Genomic DNA, 21,389 nt, shown 5'->3' with positions numbered 1-21,389 from the left:
GTGCCAAAGGTAGGTGGCTTCCTTGAAACGTTCCTGTTCAAAATTTAGCCGGGATGGGTGGATGTGGTTTTGGGGGGTTACTTTTGATTTCAATAGTGAAAGGGATTTGTGTAATGGATATGACGAATGAAGTTTTTTCGCTCTCCCGTGTACGGGAGTTAGACTTGAATTATCTTTTAGAAAAGCTGGGCCACGAGCCGACAGCGCGAAAGAAAAATGACACGGACTGGTGGTATTTATCACCGTTGCGTAATGAGCGCACCGCAAGTTTTCACATTGACCGTGTGGATAATGAGTGGTATGATTTCGGGCTGGCTATAGGCGGTAACCCTGTTGATTTTTTACTGCGTTATTATAATTGTTCGGTGGCGGAAATGCTGGAGCGGCTGAACAGTTCTTTTTCAACGCACCAGCTCCAGGTATTTGAGCTGGGATTGCAATCGGAACTACCGAGAACAAGGGACCGTCCTCAATATCATCAAGATAGGTACGTGTCTGTAACTGGGTTTCGTGACCTAATGATTCCTGGATGATGCGAATATCTACACGGGCTTCGTTCAAATGACTGGCGAAACCGTGACGCAGGCAATTGGATGTGAAACGTTTTTTCCAGCCAATAGCGTCGGCCATCGCCTGAGAATCCTCGTTAAAATCTTTTAATGCAGAATCAATACGTGCATCGATCTTAAACACATCATCATGTTCTTTCATTAAGATAGGAAAAACATGACCGCTATCCGATTGAACGGGATATTCTCGCAATAAGTTCAATACAGCCTGCGCTTTGGGATGCAGCTCGAAATCATAACTGCGTTTGTTCTTTGACCTTTTGTATGCAACACCATTATTCTGAATATCGGTCCATTTCAGCTTGATCATATCGTTGAAATTCATGCCACGAGCGTAATACATGAATTGCGCCATGAGGTGAGAACGATAAATGCGCGTGTCCGGTGCCGGTTTTAATTTTAAAATGCGTTTCCAGTAATCCGCTTTGATTGAACGTTTTTTGGTTCTAACCCGTTTATAGACTTTGAACTTAAAATATTGCTTGGGATGGTGGTCTTTTGTTACTAGCCCATCTGCAATCGCAAGGTTCCATATACGACAATACGTACGCAGGTAATTACTTTTGGTAGACTCTGATAAACCGAGAAACTGGTTTTCATAAGCCTCGTGATCTGCTTTAGTAAATGTCAGGAACATCTTATCCTTATCATTAAGTAGTTTACGAACGGTTAGGCGGCAATTGTAAAAGATGGCAGCGTAACCTGGATTTTCGACCACTTTGTAACCACACTCAACCATCTTAATATAAGCGATGATTTTGTTCGGTTTATCAGCAGGCAGATTGATCTTTAAAGCGCTGGTCAGATTGTTTTTGATCTCAACAGGCATAACAAAACGCTGTGCTTTTTCGGCCAGCTTGATCTCGAAGTTGATATCCTCAATGATCTTATCTATGCGTTTGGATAGCTCTTTATATTTGGGATGAGTAAATTGCGGGTAGTCCGTTTCTTCATTCCAATCTTCGATGGCCGCACTAAAGCCGGTACCCATATAGGTGTACTTGCGGTTTTGGGTCATTCTAACCCTTACTTCGTGCTGGCCAATAACTTGATTTTGCTGTTTTCTTTTATCTCTTTATATGTCCAAAGGACGGGTTTGATCGTAATTTCCATGGCACTTTTTCGCTCCCTCAGGTAATACACAGGTAATACAAAAGTAGAAAAAATGGGTTTAAAATGCCAAAATTTTGAGCAAAAAAATTTGGATAAATTATTGATAATTAGACATTTGCATGAAATTTAAAACTGATTTAAATTTGCTAAAAACCGGATGGAGATATAACTGATAAAGATTACTTTATGACGGATAACTATTTATTATGTATTAAAGGAGTTTTCTAAGTTACAGCTACTATTCTCAGCGAGAACACCGGTTGCTAAATAATCACAAACCCTTATTATTTGAGATACTTACGGTAGTGACTTTTAAAATCGCATCTAATATTTGTCAATTAACTTGTAGGTTGTTTCAGAGATTTAGTTGCCATTGTTCTTTGCTATTGCATGGATATTAGGTCGTTACTAGGTAATATATTTTTGAATTTATCAAATTTTCACTAAATTGATAATAATCAATTAGTTAATCCAATGGAAACGGCGTATTTATATATTCGAGTTAGTACAGACGAACAGAAAAAGAAAGGATATTCTCTACCTGAACAAGAAGATAGACTACTAAAATATTGTGAGGATAACGATATCAGAGTTAAAGGCATTTTTAGTGAAGATCATTCCGCCAAAACGTTTAGGAGGCCTGCTTGGGAACAATTGTTAGCCGTTATTAAAAAGGACAAATCTAGTACCTGTAACAATATACTGTTTATTAAATGGGACCGGTTTAGCCGTAATATTCAAAACGCGTATGAAATGCTTGGCATACTGCGAAAATACAATACTACTGCAATTGCTATCGATCAACCAATTGACTTACTGTTCCCGAAAGTGTTGTCATGTTTGCTGTTTACTTATCTATCCCAGAAGCAGAAAATGAGCGCCGAGGCCTAAATACTGCCAATGGTATTCGAAGGGCAAAACAGATGGGAAGATACCCTAATAAGGCTCCTCTCGGATATATTAATTTAACTGGGTTGGACGGTAGAAAGTACATTGCTCCACAACAACCGGAGGCTGAAATTCTTAAATGGGCTTTTCATCTGATTGCAAGAAATACGCACAGAGTAGAGGATATAAGAAAAATGGCATTTAATAAAGGACTAAAATGTTCACGCACTAATTTTTGGAGACTTATCCGTAACCCTGTTTATTGTGGCTTTGTCAAGCTAAAAATTGAAAGTTCAGAACTGCTACTTGTAAAGGGTGTTCACGAACCGCTAATTCCAGAAAAATTATTTGAAGATGTGCAAAATATAATCAATACAAAAAGGAGACTTCTTTGTAAACGCAATGAGTTAAATGATTTGTTTTTTCTCAAAAGATATTTGACGTGCCCTGTCTGCGGACGCAAGCTTTGTGGTAGCTTATCAGCTGGTAGATCGAAAAAGTATCCATATTACCATTGTTCAATAAGCAGTTGCAAAACAAGATATAAAGCTGAAGGAGTCAACGATACCTACAATGATCGACTACAACAACTAGTTTTAACCAAGAATGCTATTGAACTATTTTCAATGGTATTAGAAGATGTAAATATCAATTCCCGTAAGACTGCCTATTTAAATGAAAGAAAATTTTTGTTAAGGCAAATTGATGAAAACGATCTATTTGTTTCTAAAGCCAGAAAACTTTTCGTCGCGAATAAATTGAAATATGAGGATTACAGAGCTATCAAAAAAGAATACCAGTTGAATGTAGGACCTCTAAAAATAGAATTAGATTCGGTTATCAATAAACTGAAAAACATCGATGATCAATCAAGATTAGCTGGAAGGCCACTTACCCGGATATTTCGTGGATTTGCCAGTTTAGATGTCGCTGACAAAAAATATATAGTAAATCTAATTCCTCCAGCTAACGTTAATCCTTCTACTGGCGATTTTTCATTGCTTGTAAATCAAGGTCTATCTAAAATTATATCCAAAGGAAAAATCAGTCCAAACAATGAACCAAGTAAGCTATAGAATTAGCCATTATAGGGAGAAAAGAGTTTCATTGAAACAAGCCGTCTCCGTATTAGCTAGAAATAATGTTGAAGTTACGGAAGATGAAGCGAGCGTGATATTAGATTTTCTATATCAAATTGCAACCGCCTACTACAATTTGAAGTCTGTGGAAACTATTAAGACCCTTAACGCAACATCGAACCGCAAAAAAGTGCATTGAAGATGCCAAAAATGCGGTTTTTGAACTCATTGCGAACCAAACGGATTTTTTGCCACGAAATTTCGAACCATTTTGCTTGTCTATTTAACTTTCTCATTGCCAAAAAGTTACGGGCATAAAAAAAGGAAACGCGTGATATTTGCGTTTCCTTAAGCTCCCACGTTGTGCGTTTTGACCAAAATTTCATCGATCAATTACGCGTTTTAAACAAACTGGGGCAGAATTCAAAACCATAGTGGTGAAATATTCGAACCACAATATGATAGATGTCCAAACAGCTCTTTTTTAGATCGGTTGAAGATACGGGTATTTATTGAAACAACAGGTCAATGTTACCGACTAAAGGTGGGATTAATAAGAAGCACTGTTTCGAAATGTCCGCACACGAAGATCACTGGCAAAGCAGGTGATCTTCGTGTTATTTTGGTTTATACACGAAAGCCCGCGCAAGGTATTTTCTTTTCAGCCAGGAGCGTCGCAGACCAAAGCCGGAGACTTGTAAATGCTGGATTGCTCCGCCATATATTGAAGTACGTTATCGACGAATGTAGTTATTTTTTCGTTTTAGATTTTAGGTTTGCAACCAAGCAAAAGCATTTTTAAGATAGTTCTCCAGATACGTGTTTGTCTCGGCTTCGTGAAGTCCAAAATCTATAAGTCTTCTGTAGGGGCTTCCTGGTGACGGTAATGCCAAGCACTGAATAACGCCACCATCTTTTACAGCTATCTGTCTAAAAATTGGTTTGGTAATCAATTGTGGGTCGCCTATGATGTTTTTAATAAATTGATCCTGAAACTGATTAGATGCCGGCTCATTTAATTGCAACCTGTCGTGGTACTTAAAAAATGTTTTGTGAAGCAACATCTCATTCATCACCCCTTTAGACGTACAAAGGATTTTTGTAACTTCTCCACATGAGGGATAAGAAAAAAACTTGTGATTGTAAACTCGATTTGAAAGATACTTATCTAACGCTGACTTTTCTTTGCGATCGCAACTTAAAATTGTGTCGGTAATTGCTATTTGATTTTTTCGCAAACTGCATAGAATACTTTCTTTGTTCAATAATTCTATGTTGCCGTCTAAATAAGTTCGATACCAGGACCAAAAACGATTTACCGTACTCCCGTAAAAAAAAGGAAATTCGCCTGTTTTTTTAATCCGACTCGACACAAAATGAGGTTGATCATTTACATCCATTTCATGCTTAGTCAGTGACCAAATGGGAAAACTCCCTAATATTATCCGAGATTCTTGGGTTACAGGCGTGTCTATGTTAATCCATGGATGATACTCTCGGGTCGATTTAGGAATTGAAATGTCGGCGAAAAGCATTTGATCTGTTATTTGAAGTATATGTTATATAAATCTTGGCCCATCTGTCGGTACTGGCTTGATTTATATTTTTTGAAATCAAAACTGTCTACACTAGCCAATTTTGACCGATAATAAGGGACATCGCCGGTCAGGTTGTTTTCGATGAGAATACGTAAGCAATTAATCATCCCATTTATAGTTGTCACGTTTAGGATTGCTTCAGGTTCAGATCTATTCATAATCCATTTTGCTTTTGAAATATTGTCCTTAAATGCTATTAAGATATTTCTAACCTGCTCAACACTAAATTGCTTATATTCCTGTAATAAAGAGAAGTCCTCAGCAGTTTTGCTTGTCAATTTATTTTTTTCAGCGTTTGGCCATATTTTAAAAATACTGTCATTTCCGTCAAGCTTCAACAACGGCCTTAATCCAAAACTTATAATAGAAGCTGTTTTTAATTTATCCTTTTCGAAGGAATACTGTTCGAACAAAGTTCCCAATGGCCCACCTAAATTCAACTGATTAATGACATATTTAGCTATAGAAGTAGTTGAAAAAGGAGCTAAGTTGTATTCTATCTCTTGCTTAAGGGCAGAAGCCGCGCCTGATTGATTTGCGTTAATTTCTAAAAATAATTTGGCTTCGAATTTTAAGCGTTTATCCTCAATTTCGTTTCTTGGATAGAGAATACCTGTAACCAGTAAGTTTTGAATGCCACGGAGCTTAGATATCGAATCTTCGTAGGTATCGTCGCCTTCATAATAGGCGTAAGCCCTGTGCTGACCATCTATAATACCTATAATGCTGTTTACGTTTGAAATTTTGATGGTGGTAGGCTGTACCTTAGTATCCTCAGAGTTTTTAATAATTCCGTTATCATCTATCACCAGTTCATTGCTATCCGCATCTAAAAGCTTAATATGATCTATCGGAATGGTAACTATAATATTATTTATAAAGACACGCTTTTCATCATGCAAATATTTTCGAAGGCCTCGCATTTTCGTTCCGACAAACATACGCTGATATAATCCGACATTTTCTGTATTTCGCCAGCCTTCTCGCCGCAGAACATAAGACCTTTTTAAAAGAGATTCAGCATCAATATAAAAGGTAACTATTTTATAGCCATCTTTAAATGAAGAATGTTCTTCAGGAAGGATATGCCCTGAGAAATCATCCGCTGATCCAGTAGCAGTACCCTTTACATTGTTACCAATTTTGCCAAAGTCAATTTCTAAAAAATCAAAAAATTCATGTCTTGCTGTTTTCTTGATAACCTTCGCTAAGCTTTCAAAATATTTCACTATTGGGTAATCAAAGTACTTTATGTTATTGACCAAGTTCTTATGTTCCGTTGGGATTTGGTACTTTGAAGCATATAATATTCTTACTTGAAGCTGTTTAATAGTGAATTTCGATAAAACGTCAGCTTTAAAAGCATCAGAAAAGTTTTTTAGCTTTTCCTGTTCCAAAAGAAATTTAACAAAAGCTCCGGGGTCACTGGAAATTTTATCGTAAATAAGTTTTTTATTAGTTAAATGGCCAGCCGGTTTTATTTCAACCGTATATTCAACAAACAAGACTATATTATCATAATAAAATAAGTCATCCAATTCAGATGATCGCCCATCATATGTAAAATGAGTACCATCAATATTCGGCGCACGTTTGAAGCCCATATTAGCCATGAGGGCTCTAATTTCTTTCTCTTGCTGCCGCTGCGCTTTTTGTTGCTCGGTTAGAACAATTTTTGGTTTTTTAGGGCGCTTCTTAGATTTCGATTTAGGTTTTGGTTTAGCTGTCTTTGCCATTTTTATTACTTACTCATAATCTTTCTCATTTAAATCTACAATTATTTCACTTAATATTACTTCGCCATTCGCTAACTCACCTATTTCATTGATATTTAGCGCTTTCTTAAAGGCATGAGTGACTTTGTTTGTATAAACTTTCAGATTTTTGTCGATAAGGCGTTCCGAAAATTCAGCTGGACTATTGATGAATACAAATTGAGGTTCTACACCAAACTTTGAAAGGGGGGCTTTCTTAATCATCTTTTCAAGTGCGGTTAACACATCGGCATTATTATCAGGCTTTTTAAACAAAATTGTATAGCGTACCACAACAAGCGAGTGGGATTTTTGAGGGGCTTGATCAGTCAATTCTACAAAAATTAATGAAATTTCATCAATTTTTGAGTCCCTCAATTTTTGATAGAATAAACGGGCATATTTTAGTGCACGCAGTTCTAAAATCAGCCGTTCAAATTCATTTTGAGGCAGAAGATTGCTTTCTCCTAATTCGTACTCGTTCCTTTTTTCTATTCCTGTTTTTTCCAAATAATTTTCAAACATTTGAATATATTCAGGATTCAATTCAGTGCCGATAAATTTCCTTTTCATATTATCGGCTTTAGATAATACTGCCCCGGTACCCGAAAAAGGATCTAGCACGACATCACCCTCAACTGTAGTTAATTTTAAAATTTGGGCGATCATTTCTTCAGGTAGTGGACAAAAGTGCCTAATATATCCTTTTCCCCATGACCCTTGAACCGGTATGTCAAAATGCCAGATAGCTTCCGGTGTCTTTCCTCTTGGATTATATCTTTCCGGATATTTTACCCACCATTTTTTTAATGCCTCATAGTCACGAACCCTATCAAGATAGAAATTATAGTTTTGGGTTTTTGAAAACATTAAAATGTATTCGAATGAGTTTCGCATTTGTCCCTTGTGCGCCCATGGCACCGTCTTGTCCTTTCCCCAAATGATAATTTCCTGCAGCTTCCAGCCGATCTCCTTTATTTTATTTGCAAAATCAAATGGCAAGGTAATGGTCTCACCTTCTTTTCTGAATACATCAATGATGACCCATAGGGTTCCGGTGTCTTTGGTGCAGGTATATACATTGCTGAATACAGTAAAAAGGTCAGTTAGGTAAGCCTCGTAAGTTTGTCCAAATCCTATTTGTTCATCATAGCCATAGTCCTTCAGGTCGAAATACGGGGGTGATGTTACCGTGACATCCACAATTGGAGTGGGTAGCAGGGTATTAATTTGTCTGGCGTCGAGATGATGAATTTTATATAGTTCTTCCGGCATTAGTTAATTCTCATTGTGTTACATATTATCAAGTCGCAAAGCGTTAAGCTTCCTCAGCAACTGCGGCATCAGCTTGCCGTAAATCATTTATTTCATCCAGGCTTTTAGCAACACATGCAGTGTACACGGCATGTTCCGCTGTTTCCGCCTGAAAATCAAAGTTTAGCAGGATGGAATACATTTGTCTCCGACCCTCTTCGCCATAAATGTAAAACTCGTTTTTATGGAGATTGAATTTGTGTCTGGAGGCCTTTTGTATAATAACTTTTGAAATCCCGATTATGGAAAGTTTATCATAATGAAGATCATCAACAGCAGGGTGGCCCGCTTCGTATATCTCTTTAAATGGGACAGCCCGAGGATCACCCAGATTTTCCGTGATTGTTTGCTTTAGTAAGTTTTTATACCCTTCCTCATCCTCATTTTCTGTTTGCGGCCATGTTAAAAAAAGTGAAAAGCTTTTTGCATGTTTAGCTTGATATTCGAATACCAAATTTACAACTTCCGCTATGGGCACCTTATTTTTGGACAGGTTGCCATCATAATCAAGATTGATAGCATCGACCGGGAATACTTTTGTACTACCGCCCATAATCGCATGATAGTTCTGGCGGAGGTAAGCACCTATTTCGGTTTGTTCAACCGTTGCGTTGGTCAGGTTGTTCCTTATAGTCCTGAAAAATTTCGGCACTGTTTCAAAACAGACAATTTTTCCTTTTTTTATATAATACGTGCCGGTTTCACTAACCTCCCATTCAATCAATCCATTCTCAACAAATAAATGCAGGTCATGCATTTCCTCAGCAGGCAGGGTAATAACGCTTAGACCATTTTCATTATCTGCCATTAGCGCGGCAAATTCCACCCATTTGTCACGAATGAATTCTTTATGTCCAGAATTGTGCAGGTAAACTTTAGCCATGTATTATTTAATGTCTTTCCAGGAATTAATTTTTTCATAAAATAGTTTTTTGAGCAATTCGGGATCGCCATTACACTCGTTGTAAGCAGTTTCAAAAATCAAGAATACATTTTCCAACACTTCCCAATCCTTTTTCTTAAACTGTTTGGCAGCGGTTTCGTCAACTTCGACCGTGGTTCGCGTTGCCGTATTTTCCACAATTCGAATAGGGCTTACTTCTCGGGGTGTTACCTTTTTCTCGTCTTTTTTAGGCTGTTGTTTTGGAACATACTTCACCAGATCAGTATTCAAAATTTTCTTTTGACTTTCATTTGTGGCTTTTGTTGTTGCTTCCTCGCGGACATCCCTTGCAACTTCATAGATGTTTTGGTTGGCAATCTTAAAAACGGTAGTTTTTAGGAAACGGTGTACAAAATCCTGCAAGGCGAGATAATGCGCATGAGTAACCCGGAATGATTTACGGTCAATATTCATGGCGTCTTCGAGCCCTTTTTCCACGTATATTTCACCGGATACCCAATTCCTAAATAGCTGATCCATATAATTCGGATAACGCATAAACGTCGGATCAAAACCGTATTGTTCTGCAATAGGTATATTCCTAACCCTTATTGCAACGCCGTTAAGTTCGCGGGGAGTAAGCAACCCGTGCTGAACATAAAAATAACCCTTGAACTTTATGATATTCTCTCCAACGGTTATGGAATCTTCAAACGATTCCACGGCGGAGAGTTGTTTATAATAATGGTATATAGGCTTTTTAAGGTACATCCCATCAAGGTCAACCTTAAAATGCAGCGACTTGTGAAGTTCAATTAAGTTATCAATGAGTTGATCATTTTTCCCTTCACAAGGCCCGCCGTCTATGTATTCCACCGGGATATAAGAGGCGAGATCAATCACAAATTGTAAATAGGCGTTATCTTCACTAAATGATTTTAAACGCTTCGCCACATGATAGTCAAGCAAATGTTTCATGCTCTTGAAATGCGAAAGATCAAAATTTTTGTTCTTTGATCGATTCAATTCCGCCAGGTATTGACGGTCGTCTAAAATGACCTTTACAGAATCCCGTAGGCCAAGTAGCCGTATAATAGTATAATGTTCTTCTGCATCCTCTTCATCATTAACTAAGGTATAAGCAGCCTTAATGATTCCATCTGAAGTCGAAACGTCTTGATCGTAGTAATTTTTGAAGTTAATATTGGCGGTAAATCGTATGGCTTCGCCTGCTTTCGACGACGTGATTTCAAGTTCTTCGCACAATTCATTAACAGCGATAAACCCTATACCGATTTTACCAATCAATGGTCTGTTTAGCTTTTTTGATAACTCGCCATCATTTCGCTTGTTTGATTTACTGATCCAGGCAAAATTATTATCAAAATCCAGTGCGTTCATCCCACTGCCATTATCAATAATTGTTATGGTATCCTCGATGGGTTTAAGCCTGATGGTAACAAGGGTGGCATCCGCATCGTATGAATTGTTGATTAATTCTTTAACGCAGCTGGCTGGTGAGCTGTATATTCCAGAACTTAAATCATTAATAATTTGGGAATGGACTTTAATATTGCCTTCTTGGCTTATACCCAATTCAAGAGTAATGTGATTACCAGTTTCTTCAGGAATATGTTCTTCTGGTATCATTGAGTCTAATCGGTGTTAAGGTATTTACAATTTTATTAAAATAAATCGATAAAAAACCTAATATTTTAGGATATAATGCTCAATTACCCGTCTCTGTAATATCTATGCGCATTGGTATATCACACTTGGCGTAGGAGTTTTATTCATTTCCGAATGATTTGATCGAAGCAAAAGCCGACCGTACATGAACGGCAACGGCAAGTTCCAGCCTGGCGGCGCGAAAACCTGCTGGTATGGCGCAGCGGTACGGGCAGGTTTGGCTGTGTGGCAGCAATATGCCGGGGCGGGTCTTGCGCGCGGGCTGCAGGTTTGGTGAACGGTAGTGAACCTGACCGGCAGGCATGGCCGAAGCAGCGATTGGAACGGCATCCTTTTCGGAAAGAAAAGATACAGTGGAAAGCGCGGTGCCCGATAGCATCGGGCAGCTTCCGTCAAATCTCAAAACAGCCCAGCGATATTTTTGGTATTTTTACAGTCCATGGAAAACCAGGAAGCCATTATCTATTCACCGGCAGCGGTACTAAATATTTTCAACAATTCGATCTCGCTGAAACAAACACAGCGGATCATCCAGTTGCGGGGTATCTTCGTAATGGGTAAAGGTGCTTTCTATAATGGCAGCTACTATGATAGCCTGCGGGATGAATCAACGGATGCGCAGATCACGCTGGTGGTACCTGCCCTGATTAGGAATGAGTTGCAACACAACAAAACCGTAACGATCAATGGTTATATCACCCGAAGGGTGGTGAACAACGCCAGCCGCATCGAGATCCAGCTAACAGTCACCGAGTTAGTTGGCGAAACACAAAACAAATATTCAGAAGAGGAACTCAAGCGCATTGAGTTGCAGCAGGCGAAAGCAGCAACCGGATTCCGCGACGTGCAGGGCTGGATCAAGGAACAGATCCTGCTGGAACATCCGTTTAAGATCGGCGTTATCATCGGAAAAACCGCTATTATCGATAATGATATCAAACACCAACTGCGGGAATCCATTGCCTTTTATCAATTAGATTTTCATCGCATTAACCTCAGTTCTGAAACGGAAATCATCAATACGATCCAGCAATTAGATCAGAGGGGCACCGATATTATTGTCGTATCGCGAGGCGGTGGTGAAAACCTGGAAATATTCAACAAGATAAGCATCGCTGAACAGGCAATAAAGCTAAAGCCACTATTCATTACGGCTATTGGCCATAAAGATGATGTAACGCTGCTACAAAAAGTTGCAGACAAGGCGTTTATTACGCCGTCCGAGTTCGGTCAGTTCCTGAATGACACCTATAACCAGACCATTGAAGAAGCGCAGCATTCACGTGTGCAACTGGTGGAGTCGGTCACCAAACAATTATCCGCCGGATACCAGAAAGAGATCGACAACATGAAAGAGCAGGTCAAAAACCTTGAGGAACTTAAAAAGCAAAGTTCCGCCGATATGCAAAAGGTATACGAGGAAAAGATCAGTGGCTTAAACTTGCTGCAACAGGAAAAGCAGGCCCTATTTGAGCAGCGCATCGCTGAACTGAATCGACAAAGCATTGTAAACTGGCTCGCCGTCGTCGTCGCCGTTGTCATAGGTCTGATCATCGGCTACCTGATCAAAGGCCATTAAATCGATTCCGCCATGGCCAAGCATCATTACTTGCCGCAATTCTACCTGAAGGGCTTTACCAATGAAGGCGGAAAATTTCTGATCTACTCAGTAGTGAAGCGTCATTTCAAGGGTGGCGGCAAATGGTTCTCACCGGCCAGCCATTTCTTTTTAGAAGATGACAATTTTGCTCCCGCAGAAGGCTGGGCTGATGATTATCTTGAAGGGATCTATTCGGGCAATGAAAGCCGTGCCGCCCGGATTTTGGACAAGATTAAAGCAGTCGATCAAGGGTTCGGTTTAACCAACGATGATGCTGTCTGGCTAAATTACTTTGCAGGAGAATTGTTTTGGCGGGTGCCTGCCCAGCGGGAATTGCTTAGCTCGGCTACCAATCTTGAGCAACTGAACCAATTAGGCGTGGCCGTGATCGACAGACGGACGATGAGACAAATCGATCCGAAGCTACATGCAGCAGCGGTGAAAGCCGATCCTTTTTATTTCAAAAGACTGCGAAACGTCGTGGCGGCGACGAACTACTGGAATATGCTGGAGTGCACCTGGCCGTGCAGGGTTGTCACCTTACCTAATCCATTTCCTGCCATTTGCAGCGATAACCCGGTGATTCTGCGCCACCCCGAAAAACCTGACCCGTTCCTTGATGACATCGTCTTTCCGCTGGCACCCAATAAGGTTTTCTTTCGTATCAAGGGCATGCGTGAAATATTTGCACCCAATATCAAATTCTACATCGATATGCTCGTAGTGCTCCAGGCGAAGGAATATGTTTGCTGTGTTGATCAGGATTATATTCCGTGGCTGATAGCCGTGTACGAGCAAAATTTCAAATCAGCGGACCATGTTAGGGAATTTATTTTTGAGCATTTGACAACAGGCCGCGAACAACCCTAAACTATATCGCGACCAGGCGGATGCTCAAGCCTAATTACATGGCGCGGCCTACCATTTTTATCGCATGTTCGTCGTCAATCGGTTTAAAGCTGGAAATTATTCCCTTATCATATAATACCGGCGCCAGTCTTTTATGCAAGTCATCCGCGGGGAATTGCGGACGCTTACCGGCATTTAGGCGTTTATATTCGCCACCGATGCTATTTAGCAATTCGCGTATGACGGAAGTATCTAAGGCGCTAATATGATGGTTAAGAAGAACCACTTTGCCGTATTCGCCAGTCGCGGTAGCAACAAGGGCCTTTAATTTTTCTTCGTCCAAACCGAGTTTGCCGGAGGCCAGTAAAATTTCAATGAAGCGCGTTGCCAGGCCGGCGCTACTCCGGATAATTTCCGGTGTAAAAGTTGCGATCAGTTTAAGCTGATTTTCCCGTGTAAGGTTGCCGTCCTTTAACATCAGCAACCGATCATTATTATCGACATCATATTCTTCGAGATCATCGAGATAAGCATCCAAATTTTCCATCAAAAGATCAACATGCAATGGAGAGTTCTTCGCTTTTACCCGGTTATAATTGACGGTGCTCAGGTCAAGCAAACCATCATAGATAAGGTCTTCTATTTTATCTGCATCGAGTGGCGTCGTATCCAGGTCCTGATACGCTACTGTAAAGGCTTTGATGATCGCTTTATAGGCGTCAGTCGTAAGGCGGTTTTCCCGGATCAGTGCGAGTTCAAGCGCATCGGTTTGTTTTTTTTCGTAGGTGCTATCAGGTTCCAGATTGGTTTCGCCGAGAGATTCCGCATTCTTTTTCGAGTTCAGGAATTTTAATAAAGATTCATCTATCGAATCGTTAAAGTAACGCAATATGTTTTGCCAGGTGGGACTGATGCGGCTGTGCGCCAATAAGGCCGGGTAAAGGTCGGCATTGTCAACGTCATCGAAATCAGCGATAACAGCAGTTTCCTTTCCAATCAGCTTTTTTTTGTTCTCCAAATCAATATCTTCATCATTCAGGAGGTCAACAACATCCTTTTCCGCATCTGAAAGATTGTCGCCCAGCTTCAATAATACATTCTTTACATAAATGTCTTTATCCTGATCGATATAGTTGTAAAGTTGTTCCGTATCGGCAGCTACCAGGGTCGAATAGTTCGCTTTCGTTAATTCGTTTAGATTGATTGCTTTGGTATTCTTCTTTTCAATTATGGATTTGATGTTATCAAATGCGATCACATAATGATCACCAACATACGCCAGGTCAAAAAGGGTTTGATCCGGTAAATTGGGGTTCAGCTTAACAAAGCGGGTTTGTAACTTTTCCAGGATACCTCCAATTCGCGGCAAACCTAAACCCGAAACAGCAATGGCAATTTCATCAAAATGGTCGTCAAGATAATCCTCTAAATGCCTTTCGGTATTGAGCAATTCCAGGTCTTCCAGCTCTGCGTGAGTCAGGATCAGTGTCAGGTATTGCGCGATCAAGGCTTCATCTTCTTTAAAAAGGAAGTAATTAAAAATGCCCGGCCATTGCTTACAAAGCAGCTTAATGAAGGTCGCAATATGGGCACCTTTTTCGACGTAGGCGGCGACAAATTTTACTGCCCGGTCTTTTTCGGTGTTCAATTGTGCTATCACCTTATCGCCAATATTGCTTAGATCGGCCCGGCGCGACAAGAGTTCGTCCAAAAGCGATATGTTCAAAATAGCATCTTTTTCGAAGTCATAATCTGCCAGCATTTCCACCAAGCCGGCCGGTTTTTCCAATACATACTCAAATGGCAGCGCGACGCGATCATTGACATACGTAAGAAATTTAAGGTCGGCCCGCCCGATGGCACCAGGATAAAAGTAGGAAATGAGATACGGGTAGGAAAGATCGACATAACCTTCAGATAGCAAATACCGAAGCAGCCGGTTCTCTGTTTTCTTTTCGGAAAGGTCTGGAAACTGATCGAGCCTTTGACGGATCACCTCTGTTACCGAATATGCCGCAACCGCAGTGCGGTTTGCTTTCAAGTGCGCCAACTCCTTTTCCAGTTTGGAGATAGCCGCCGCATTTTTATTTTGAACTGCCGCTTCGCGATCATCGTAAGTTACACCGGGCGCAACCTTTTTCTCGATATCTTCAAATTTGTAATTGCCCAAACTGTTACCGGTATTTGTGCCGACAAAGCGAATGTTTTTCCCGGTCTTGAGTATATCAAAATATTCATCTTCCTGTACATCGCTAAAGCTTTGACGTTCGCTGTTGATATAAAAGTAACTGAATGAACTCAGTTTATCGACAATCGCCTGAATGTAGGCAGCCCTCAATTCCTTAATATTATAGGGCAATAAACCCTTTGCATCGGTAATTTGCTTCACTTTTGCTGCAATTTCCGTATCTAAGTTTTTTACAATTTCTTCCCGTTCAGTTTGAGCTTTTTTGAACGTGTCGAAGACCATACCGCGTTCTTCGTGGAGATCGGCAAAATCATTTGGATACATGTTCTTATAGGCGATCATCGCTAACAGTTTCGTTTGCCTTTCTCTAGGTACCTCCAGCGTTTGATTATAAAGCAATAATTCATTGAAAATATTTTTTAATACCCGCATATCGTCAATGTAGAGAGTGATCGACGTGATAAACCGCGGTTCGATCTCAAAACCGGCAGCATCCAGTTTATCTTTCAGTTTTTGCAAGGAATTAGACCAGTTGATTATGGGAATTACCGGAACAATAAAGTCAAAGAATTTTGTACGCGTACGCTCATCTACGAACAGGTTATCCTTAATAGCATAAACAAAAACAATGCGGCGTTGAATTTGGCTGGAGTTATTTAAAAGGGTGTTAAGCTCCCGCAGCTTCGTGAAAATCTCAGGATCATTAAAGCGGTCCATATCCTCGATCAGCACGACATTAAATTTGGTGGCACTAAAAAAATAGACGAGCTCGTCCAGATATTTGTTTAAAATCGAACCCTCGCTTTTGGGGTCGATTTCAATTTCCCCGCTGCTGATATTTAGCTTTTTCAATCCACTGCTCCTAAAAAAGCGGAACACATTTTTCGTTAACCAGATCAGTCCGGGTATAAGCAGTCCGATTGTTAGGATAAACCAGGCATCCGGGTGTTCAACATAGAAATCATTTAAGACACTTAGTTTTTTTAACTGCGCAGGGAAGACGAGTGAAAGGATGCCCGTTACAAAAGCAAAAACGCCTACAACAAAATAATTCAGGTCTTCCTTTCTCACCAAACTAATGCGTTTAAAGCGCGAATCCGGGATATCAGCCTGATCTACCTTGTAGAATATTTGTTGCAAAACGCTCAGTTCGATCAATTGCTGGGCCTCATTTTTATGGCGCTCTTGTTGTTCCGATTGCTTTGTGTCAGTTCCCTCAACGACCACCGGAGGAATAACAACGGCTGTATCATTTTTTTTGATGACGTCCGGATTACCATCGGTAAACGAAGCCAGGGAAATATTCAGGTACTCAAAATCATTAGGGTAATTCTTCTTGAATGTAGCCAACAGACTGCTCTTGCCAGAACCATAGGGCCCGGTCAGTGCAATGTTGCGTACGTTTCCATTACCCAATGCCCAACGAAGACTTTTGAGATAGGGTTCGGATTGCTCAGCATCGTCAACAGGAGCCAGATCGTCAAAGCTGGATGGGTTGTCAACAGGTTGGATGGGTTCAGTGGAGACCTCCCTACGATTTTCCCTAAGAATGTATAGCACTAAAGGTACAAGAAGCAAAATTGCTATAAGCAATGTAAAAAAGGAAAATTGAATGAATAATAGCATATTGGATAGTCGGTAAAGGCCTACAAACAACTAAGTTAAATAAAAAACGTAAGACCGTAGCCTTTTAGTGACCTTGGATTATTGAGTGATATTACGAAGCCGAAAAAACCTCGTTTGTTTTCATGCTGGTATCCGGCATGTATAGCAGCTATCTTTCAACATCGATTGGCGGGACTGTAAATTTAACTTAGTTTTATCCTGTATTTTTTTATATATCAGGATTTTGAACAATACCTCCGCTGAATACGATGCCGTAATGGCTATTTGTAAAACGCTTTTCTTAAAGAAAACTCATGATTACGGCACCGCCTGGCGCATACTGCGACCGGAGTCCATCACCGATCAGGTATTTATCAAAGCGCAGCGCATCCGCACATTGGAAGACAAAAAAGTAGCCAGGGTTGATGAAGACGTTACCGGGGAGTACATCGGTATTATTAACTATTGCATCATTGCCATGATGCAACTGGAGTCGGACAGTGCTACGCCTATGGAACTTTCAGAAGATAAAGTTAGCCAATGGTATGATGACAAAGCACGGGAAACCAAAGTATTGATGTTTGCCAAAAACCATGACTATGGTGAGGCCTGGCGCGATATGCGCGTGAGTTCATTAACGGATCTGATCCTGATGAAGTTGCTACGGGTGAAGCAAATCGAAGACAATAAGGGGCTGACGCTGGCTTCTGAAGGCATCGCCGCTAACTTTCAGGATATGCTGAACTATTCCGTTTTTGCGTTGATCAAGTTGGGGCTTCAGTGAGGTAACACTTAAGGCCGGTGAATCAAACCAATTTGTGTGTATTAAAAATGTGTTGGTATAAATTTTGTTAACTTTTAAGAAAAACAAATACATATACCTATGAGCACAAGAGGAACCAAAGTTGAGCGCCATTCCGTATCGGAACAGCCGCACGAGTTGAAGTACGAGGCAAAGAAAGAAGGTACTACGCCTAAAAAAGTCGAAGCTGCTAAGAAGTCCGCAGGCAGTAACCAGCGCAGCGCAGTGGAGAAGAAATTAACCGCAAAAAAATCTTAGCCGATAGTCCGCATCATGCAGAAGCCGCCCCGGTAACGGGGCTTTTTTGTCTATTTAAAAAAATACAACTATGGGCTTAACCGAATACGCCAAAAAGCGGGATTTTAAAAAGACCGCCGAACCCAAAGCCGGAAAAAGTAAAGACAAAGATCATTTAATCTTCGTCGTGCAAAAGCATGACGCCTCCCGCCTGCATTACGATTTCAGATTGGAAATGGACGGCGTATTGAAAAGTTGGGCGGTACCAAAGGGCCCAAGTCTTGATCCGAAAGTGAAGCACCTGGCGATGATAGTCGAAGACCACCCTTTCGATTATTTGAACTTTGAGGGCATCATCCCCAAAGGCGAATATGGCGGCGGCACGGTCATCGTTTGGGATGAAGGCACCTATGAACCCATCGAACCGATCAAAGGCAAGAAGGCCCAGGAAAAACACTTGTTAAAACAACTGGCTTCCGGCCAACTGAAGATCAAACTGCATGGCGAAAAGCTGAACGGTGAATTTGCCCTGGTGAAAACGCGTGGCATGGGCGAGAATGGCTGGCTCATGATCAAACATAAAGATGAGTTTGCCACGAGCGAAGATATCACCAAAAAAGACAGATCGGTTTTATCCGGGAAGACCATTGAAACGATGGAAAAAACCAGCGAGAAAGTATGGCAGCATGGGCAGGAAGAAGATATAAAACAGGAAGAGGAACTCGCGGATGAAGTTGAAACAACAGAACCCGAAACGACAAACGCCGATATAGCAAAAATCCTAAAATCCGCACCCAAATCAAAAATACCGGCTAACATCAAACCGATGAAAGCAACATTGGTAGATGAACCTTTTGACGAACCGGGCTGGCTGTTCGAAGTCAAATGGGATGGCTACCGCGCTATAGCTAATATTCAAAAGGATGAAGTCTCGCTGATTTCACGCAATAATCTCCCGTTCGAAAAATATTATCCCATCAACGATGCATTGAAAAAGTGGGGCATGAATGCGGTATTGGATGGTGAACTATTAGTATTGAACGACAAAGGCATTTCCGACTTCGGTGCAATGCAGAACTGGCGCAGCGAAGCGGACGGTAACCTGGTGTTCTACATTTTCGACATTTTGTGGTACGAAGGCAAGAATCTGATGGGCCTGCCGCTCAGTGAACGCCAGGCCATCCTGCAAAATATTTTGCCGACCGATAATGAGCATATTCGTCAAAGTAAAGTTTTTGACGCAAACGGTATCGATTTTTTCGCCGCAGCGGAACGCATGGGGCTGGAAGGAATCATTGCGAAAAAAGCGGACAGCGTTTATACATCTGACCTGCGCAGCAAGGAATGGCTGAAGGTCAAAGTACAAAGAAGGCAGGAAGTGGTCATCGCCGGCTTCACCAAGAATGAAGGCACCGGCAAATCCTTCAGTGCACTGGTCTTGGGCGTGTATGATGCGAAAGGTGACTTGCAATTTGTCGGCAAGGTCGGTACCGGTTTTTCAGATAAACTCCAAAAAGAAATGATGGCGCAATTCGAGCCGCTAATTAGTAAAACGAGCCCATTCGACTATGAAGTGGACGTTGACAAGCCGACCCGCTTCCGCCCGAAACGCATGGGCGCTAAACCCACCTGGCTCAAACCGGAACTGGTTTGTGAGGTTGGCTTTGCCGAAGTGACAAGTGATGGCGTTTTCCGTCAGGCCTCTTTTAAGGGAATGCGCAGCGACAAAAAAGCCAAGGATGTCGTTTTGGAAACACCCGCCGATACGGAACAAACGGTGGCAGAAGCAGACAGCGCCCCCGAACCGGCAAAAAAGCCAACCAGCAAAAGCAAAAAAGCCGAGCCGAAGCTGGAACCCATAAAAAGTACGGAACGAAAAACTTTATTGAATCCGACCGAAGATACCCAGACCAAAAAAGTTTGTGGACACGACTTGAAATTCAATCATGTTACAAAATTGTATTGGCCAGAAGATAAAGTGACCAAGGGCGATATGCTCAATTATTATTATAAGGTTGGCGAATATATGATCCCCTACCTGAAGGATCGCCCGATGTCGCTCAACCGCTTTCCGGGTGGAATCCACGGTCAAAGCTTTTACCAAAAGAATGTAACGGACAAAGCGCCGGATTGGGCGAAAACTTTTGACCATGTGACCGATGAAGGCAAAGTAACTAAATATCTGGTAGGTACGGACGAAGCGAGCCTGCTTTGGATGAATTCTCTGGGCTGCATCGAAATCAACCCCTGGTTCAGCAGGGCTGAAACGCCTGATAACCCGGACTATTGCGTGATTGACCTTGACCCGGATAAACATACCTACGATCAAGTCGTCGAAGCGGCGCGCATCACTAAAGATATTTTGGATGCCATTGATGTGCCGAGCTATCCCAAAACCTCCGGCTCGACGGGGATGCACATCTATATCCCGCTGGAAGCCAAATACACTTACCAGCAAAGCCAGTTGTTCGCCAATATCATTGTCAAGCTGGTGCACAAACAAATCCCGGATTATACCAGTCTGGAGCGAAGCATCGCTGCCCGCAATGGTAAGATGTACCTGGATTTTTTGCAGAACCGTCCGGGTGCCACCATTGCCGGTCCCTACTCACTTCGACCGAAGCCCGGCGCTACGGTTTCGATGCCACTCAGCTGGGACGAAGTGAAGCCTGGTTTGACCATTCAGCATTTCAATATTCATAACGCGCTGGACCGGCTGAAAGAAACCGGCGATTTGTTCAAAGGCATATTAGGTGAAGGCATCGATTTGGAAAAGACACTAAAAAAAGCACAAAGCGTATTTAAATAAACAGCTATGAAAATTATTAAAAACATTATCGGTGGCCTGGCCGGAGCCATCGCGCTTAACATTTTACATGAGACCGTAAAGCAATTTGACCATGATGCTCCGCGAGTCGACCTGGTGGGCGAAGAGGCGCTGAACAAAGGATTGGAAGCCATCGGCACCGAGCCGCTTGAAGGTAATTCCTTATATGCGGCTACCTTAGCCGGGGATATCCTAAGCAATGCCTTCTACTATAGTTTGATCGGTGCCGGCAAAAAGAAATATTTGATCCTGCGTGGCTTAGGTTATGGCGCCGCCGCCGGGGTTGGCGCATTAAAACTAACCAAACCTATGGGGCTGAGTGACGCCCCCGCCACCCGCACCGAAAAAACGCAGGCCCTGACCGTTGCTTATTATACATTGGGAGGTTAATGAC

The 21,389-nt window shown here is 41.5% G+C and carries 16 protein-coding genes and 1 pseudogene; 9 read left to right on the top strand and 8 right to left on the bottom strand.

Features of this window, described 5'->3' with window-relative positions; all coding sequences use genetic code 11:
• Positions 1 to 53 precede the first annotated feature (53 nt).
• Positions 54 to 533, top strand: coding sequence for a CHC2 zinc finger domain-containing protein (locus FO440_RS25100; RefSeq protein ID WP_144248002.1), 480 nt, complete (start codon positions 54 to 56; stop codon positions 531 to 533).
• On the opposite strand, the pseudogene FO440_RS09755 reads toward FO440_RS25100, so the two are convergent.
• Positions 490 to 1,623 (bottom strand): annotated as a pseudogene (locus FO440_RS09755) (tyrosine-type recombinase/integrase); the annotation flags it as partial. The gene FO440_RS25100 and the pseudogene FO440_RS09755 overlap by 44 nt on opposite strands.
• A gap of 533 nt (positions 1,624 to 2,156) precedes the next feature.
• Between FO440_RS09755 and FO440_RS24690 the strand changes: the two are divergent.
• Both FO440_RS24690 and FO440_RS09750 read left to right on the top strand, forming a co-directional pair.
• Entirely contained in the window at positions 2,157 to 2,573 is a 417-nt protein-coding gene (locus tag FO440_RS24690) for a recombinase family protein (RefSeq protein ID WP_222103951.1), read from the top strand.
• Positions 2,519 to 3,646, top strand: a complete 1,128-nt coding sequence (locus FO440_RS09750) for a recombinase family protein (RefSeq protein WP_222103950.1) — start codon at positions 2,519 to 2,521, stop codon at positions 3,644 to 3,646. Before FO440_RS24690 ends, FO440_RS09750 begins: the two co-directional genes overlap by 55 nt.
• Positions 3,647 to 4,419: 773 nt before the next feature.
• Here the strand turns inward: FO440_RS09750 and FO440_RS09740 are convergent.
• The 6 genes from FO440_RS09740 to FO440_RS09715 form a co-directional block, all read right to left on the bottom strand.
• Positions 4,420 to 5,049, bottom strand: coding sequence for a uracil-DNA glycosylase family protein (locus FO440_RS09740; protein WP_186292614.1), 630 nt, complete (start codon positions 5,047 to 5,049; stop codon positions 4,420 to 4,422).
• 143 nt (positions 5,050 to 5,192) lie between these two features.
• Positions 5,193 to 6,983 (bottom strand): DGQHR domain-containing protein, encoded by a 1,791-nt coding sequence (locus FO440_RS09735; protein ID WP_144247998.1) that lies wholly within the window; start codon positions 6,981 to 6,983, stop codon positions 5,193 to 5,195.
• Between the two features lie 9 nt (positions 6,984 to 6,992).
• Positions 6,993 to 8,276 carry a DNA-methyltransferase gene (locus FO440_RS09730; RefSeq protein WP_144247997.1) on the bottom strand — a complete coding sequence of 428 codons (1,284 nt, stop codon included), beginning with the start codon at positions 8,274 to 8,276 and terminating at the stop codon, positions 6,993 to 6,995.
• 43 nt (positions 8,277 to 8,319) lie between these two features.
• On the bottom strand, positions 8,320 to 9,198 hold the full coding sequence (locus FO440_RS09725) for a hypothetical protein (RefSeq protein WP_144247996.1): 879 nt from the start codon (positions 9,196 to 9,198) through the stop codon (positions 8,320 to 8,322).
• Positions 9,199 to 9,201: 3 nt separating this feature from the next.
• On the bottom strand, positions 9,202 to 10,848 hold the full coding sequence (locus tag FO440_RS09720; RefSeq protein ID WP_144247995.1) for an ATP-binding protein: 1,647 nt from the start codon (positions 10,846 to 10,848) through the stop codon (positions 9,202 to 9,204).
• Positions 10,849 to 10,987: 139 nt separating this feature from the next.
• On the bottom strand, positions 10,988 to 11,266 hold the full coding sequence (locus tag FO440_RS09715; protein WP_144247994.1) for a hypothetical protein: 279 nt from the start codon (positions 11,264 to 11,266) through the stop codon (positions 10,988 to 10,990).
• A 60-nt stretch (positions 11,267 to 11,326) separates the two neighbouring features.
• Here FO440_RS09715 and FO440_RS09710 point away from each other — a divergent pair, with 60 nt between their 5' ends.
• Complete coding sequence (locus tag FO440_RS09710; protein ID WP_144247993.1) at positions 11,327 to 12,466, top strand: exodeoxyribonuclease VII large subunit; 1,140 nt, start codon at positions 11,327 to 11,329, stop codon at positions 12,464 to 12,466.
• Between the two features lie 12 nt (positions 12,467 to 12,478).
• Complete coding sequence (locus FO440_RS09705) at positions 12,479 to 13,357, top strand: DUF4238 domain-containing protein (RefSeq protein WP_144247992.1); 879 nt, start codon at positions 12,479 to 12,481, stop codon at positions 13,355 to 13,357.
• A gap of 34 nt (positions 13,358 to 13,391) precedes the next feature.
• Here FO440_RS09705 and FO440_RS09700 read toward each other — a convergent pair whose 3' ends face one another.
• A complete protein-coding gene (locus tag FO440_RS09700) occupies positions 13,392 to 17,180 on the bottom strand; it encodes a YobI family P-loop NTPase (protein ID WP_222103949.1) in 3,789 nt (1,262 codons plus the stop codon).
• 190 nt (positions 17,181 to 17,370) lie between these two features.
• Between FO440_RS09700 and FO440_RS09695 the strand changes: the two genes are divergently transcribed.
• The 4 genes from FO440_RS09695 to FO440_RS09680 all read left to right on the top strand — a co-directional run bounded on the left by FO440_RS09695 (position 17,371) and on the right by FO440_RS09680 (position 21,385).
• Positions 17,371 to 17,913, top strand: coding sequence for a DUF1599 domain-containing protein (locus FO440_RS09695; RefSeq protein WP_246104209.1), 543 nt, complete (start codon positions 17,371 to 17,373; stop codon positions 17,911 to 17,913).
• 99 nt (positions 17,914 to 18,012) lie between these two features.
• Entirely contained in the window at positions 18,013 to 18,189 is a 177-nt protein-coding gene (locus tag FO440_RS09690) for a DUF3606 domain-containing protein (RefSeq protein WP_144247990.1), read from the top strand.
• A 70-nt stretch (positions 18,190 to 18,259) separates the two neighbouring features.
• Positions 18,260 to 20,977 (top strand): DNA ligase D, encoded by a 2,718-nt coding sequence (gene ligD, locus FO440_RS09685; RefSeq protein ID WP_144247989.1) that lies wholly within the window; start codon positions 18,260 to 18,262, stop codon positions 20,975 to 20,977.
• Positions 20,978 to 20,983: 6 nt separating this feature from the next.
• Positions 20,984 to 21,385 carry a hypothetical protein gene (locus tag FO440_RS09680; protein WP_144247988.1) on the top strand — a complete coding sequence of 134 codons (402 nt, stop codon included), beginning with the start codon at positions 20,984 to 20,986 and terminating at the stop codon, positions 21,383 to 21,385.
• Positions 21,386 to 21,389: the final 4 nt, after the last annotated feature.

The sequence above is a fragment of the Mucilaginibacter corticis genome, assembly GCF_007558865.1.
In the GTDB taxonomy this organism is placed as follows: domain Bacteria; phylum Bacteroidota; class Bacteroidia; order Sphingobacteriales; family Sphingobacteriaceae; genus Mucilaginibacter; species Mucilaginibacter corticis.
The sequence above is the reverse complement of the archived record's forward strand: the minus strand, read 5'-3'. Positions and strand labels throughout refer to the sequence as shown.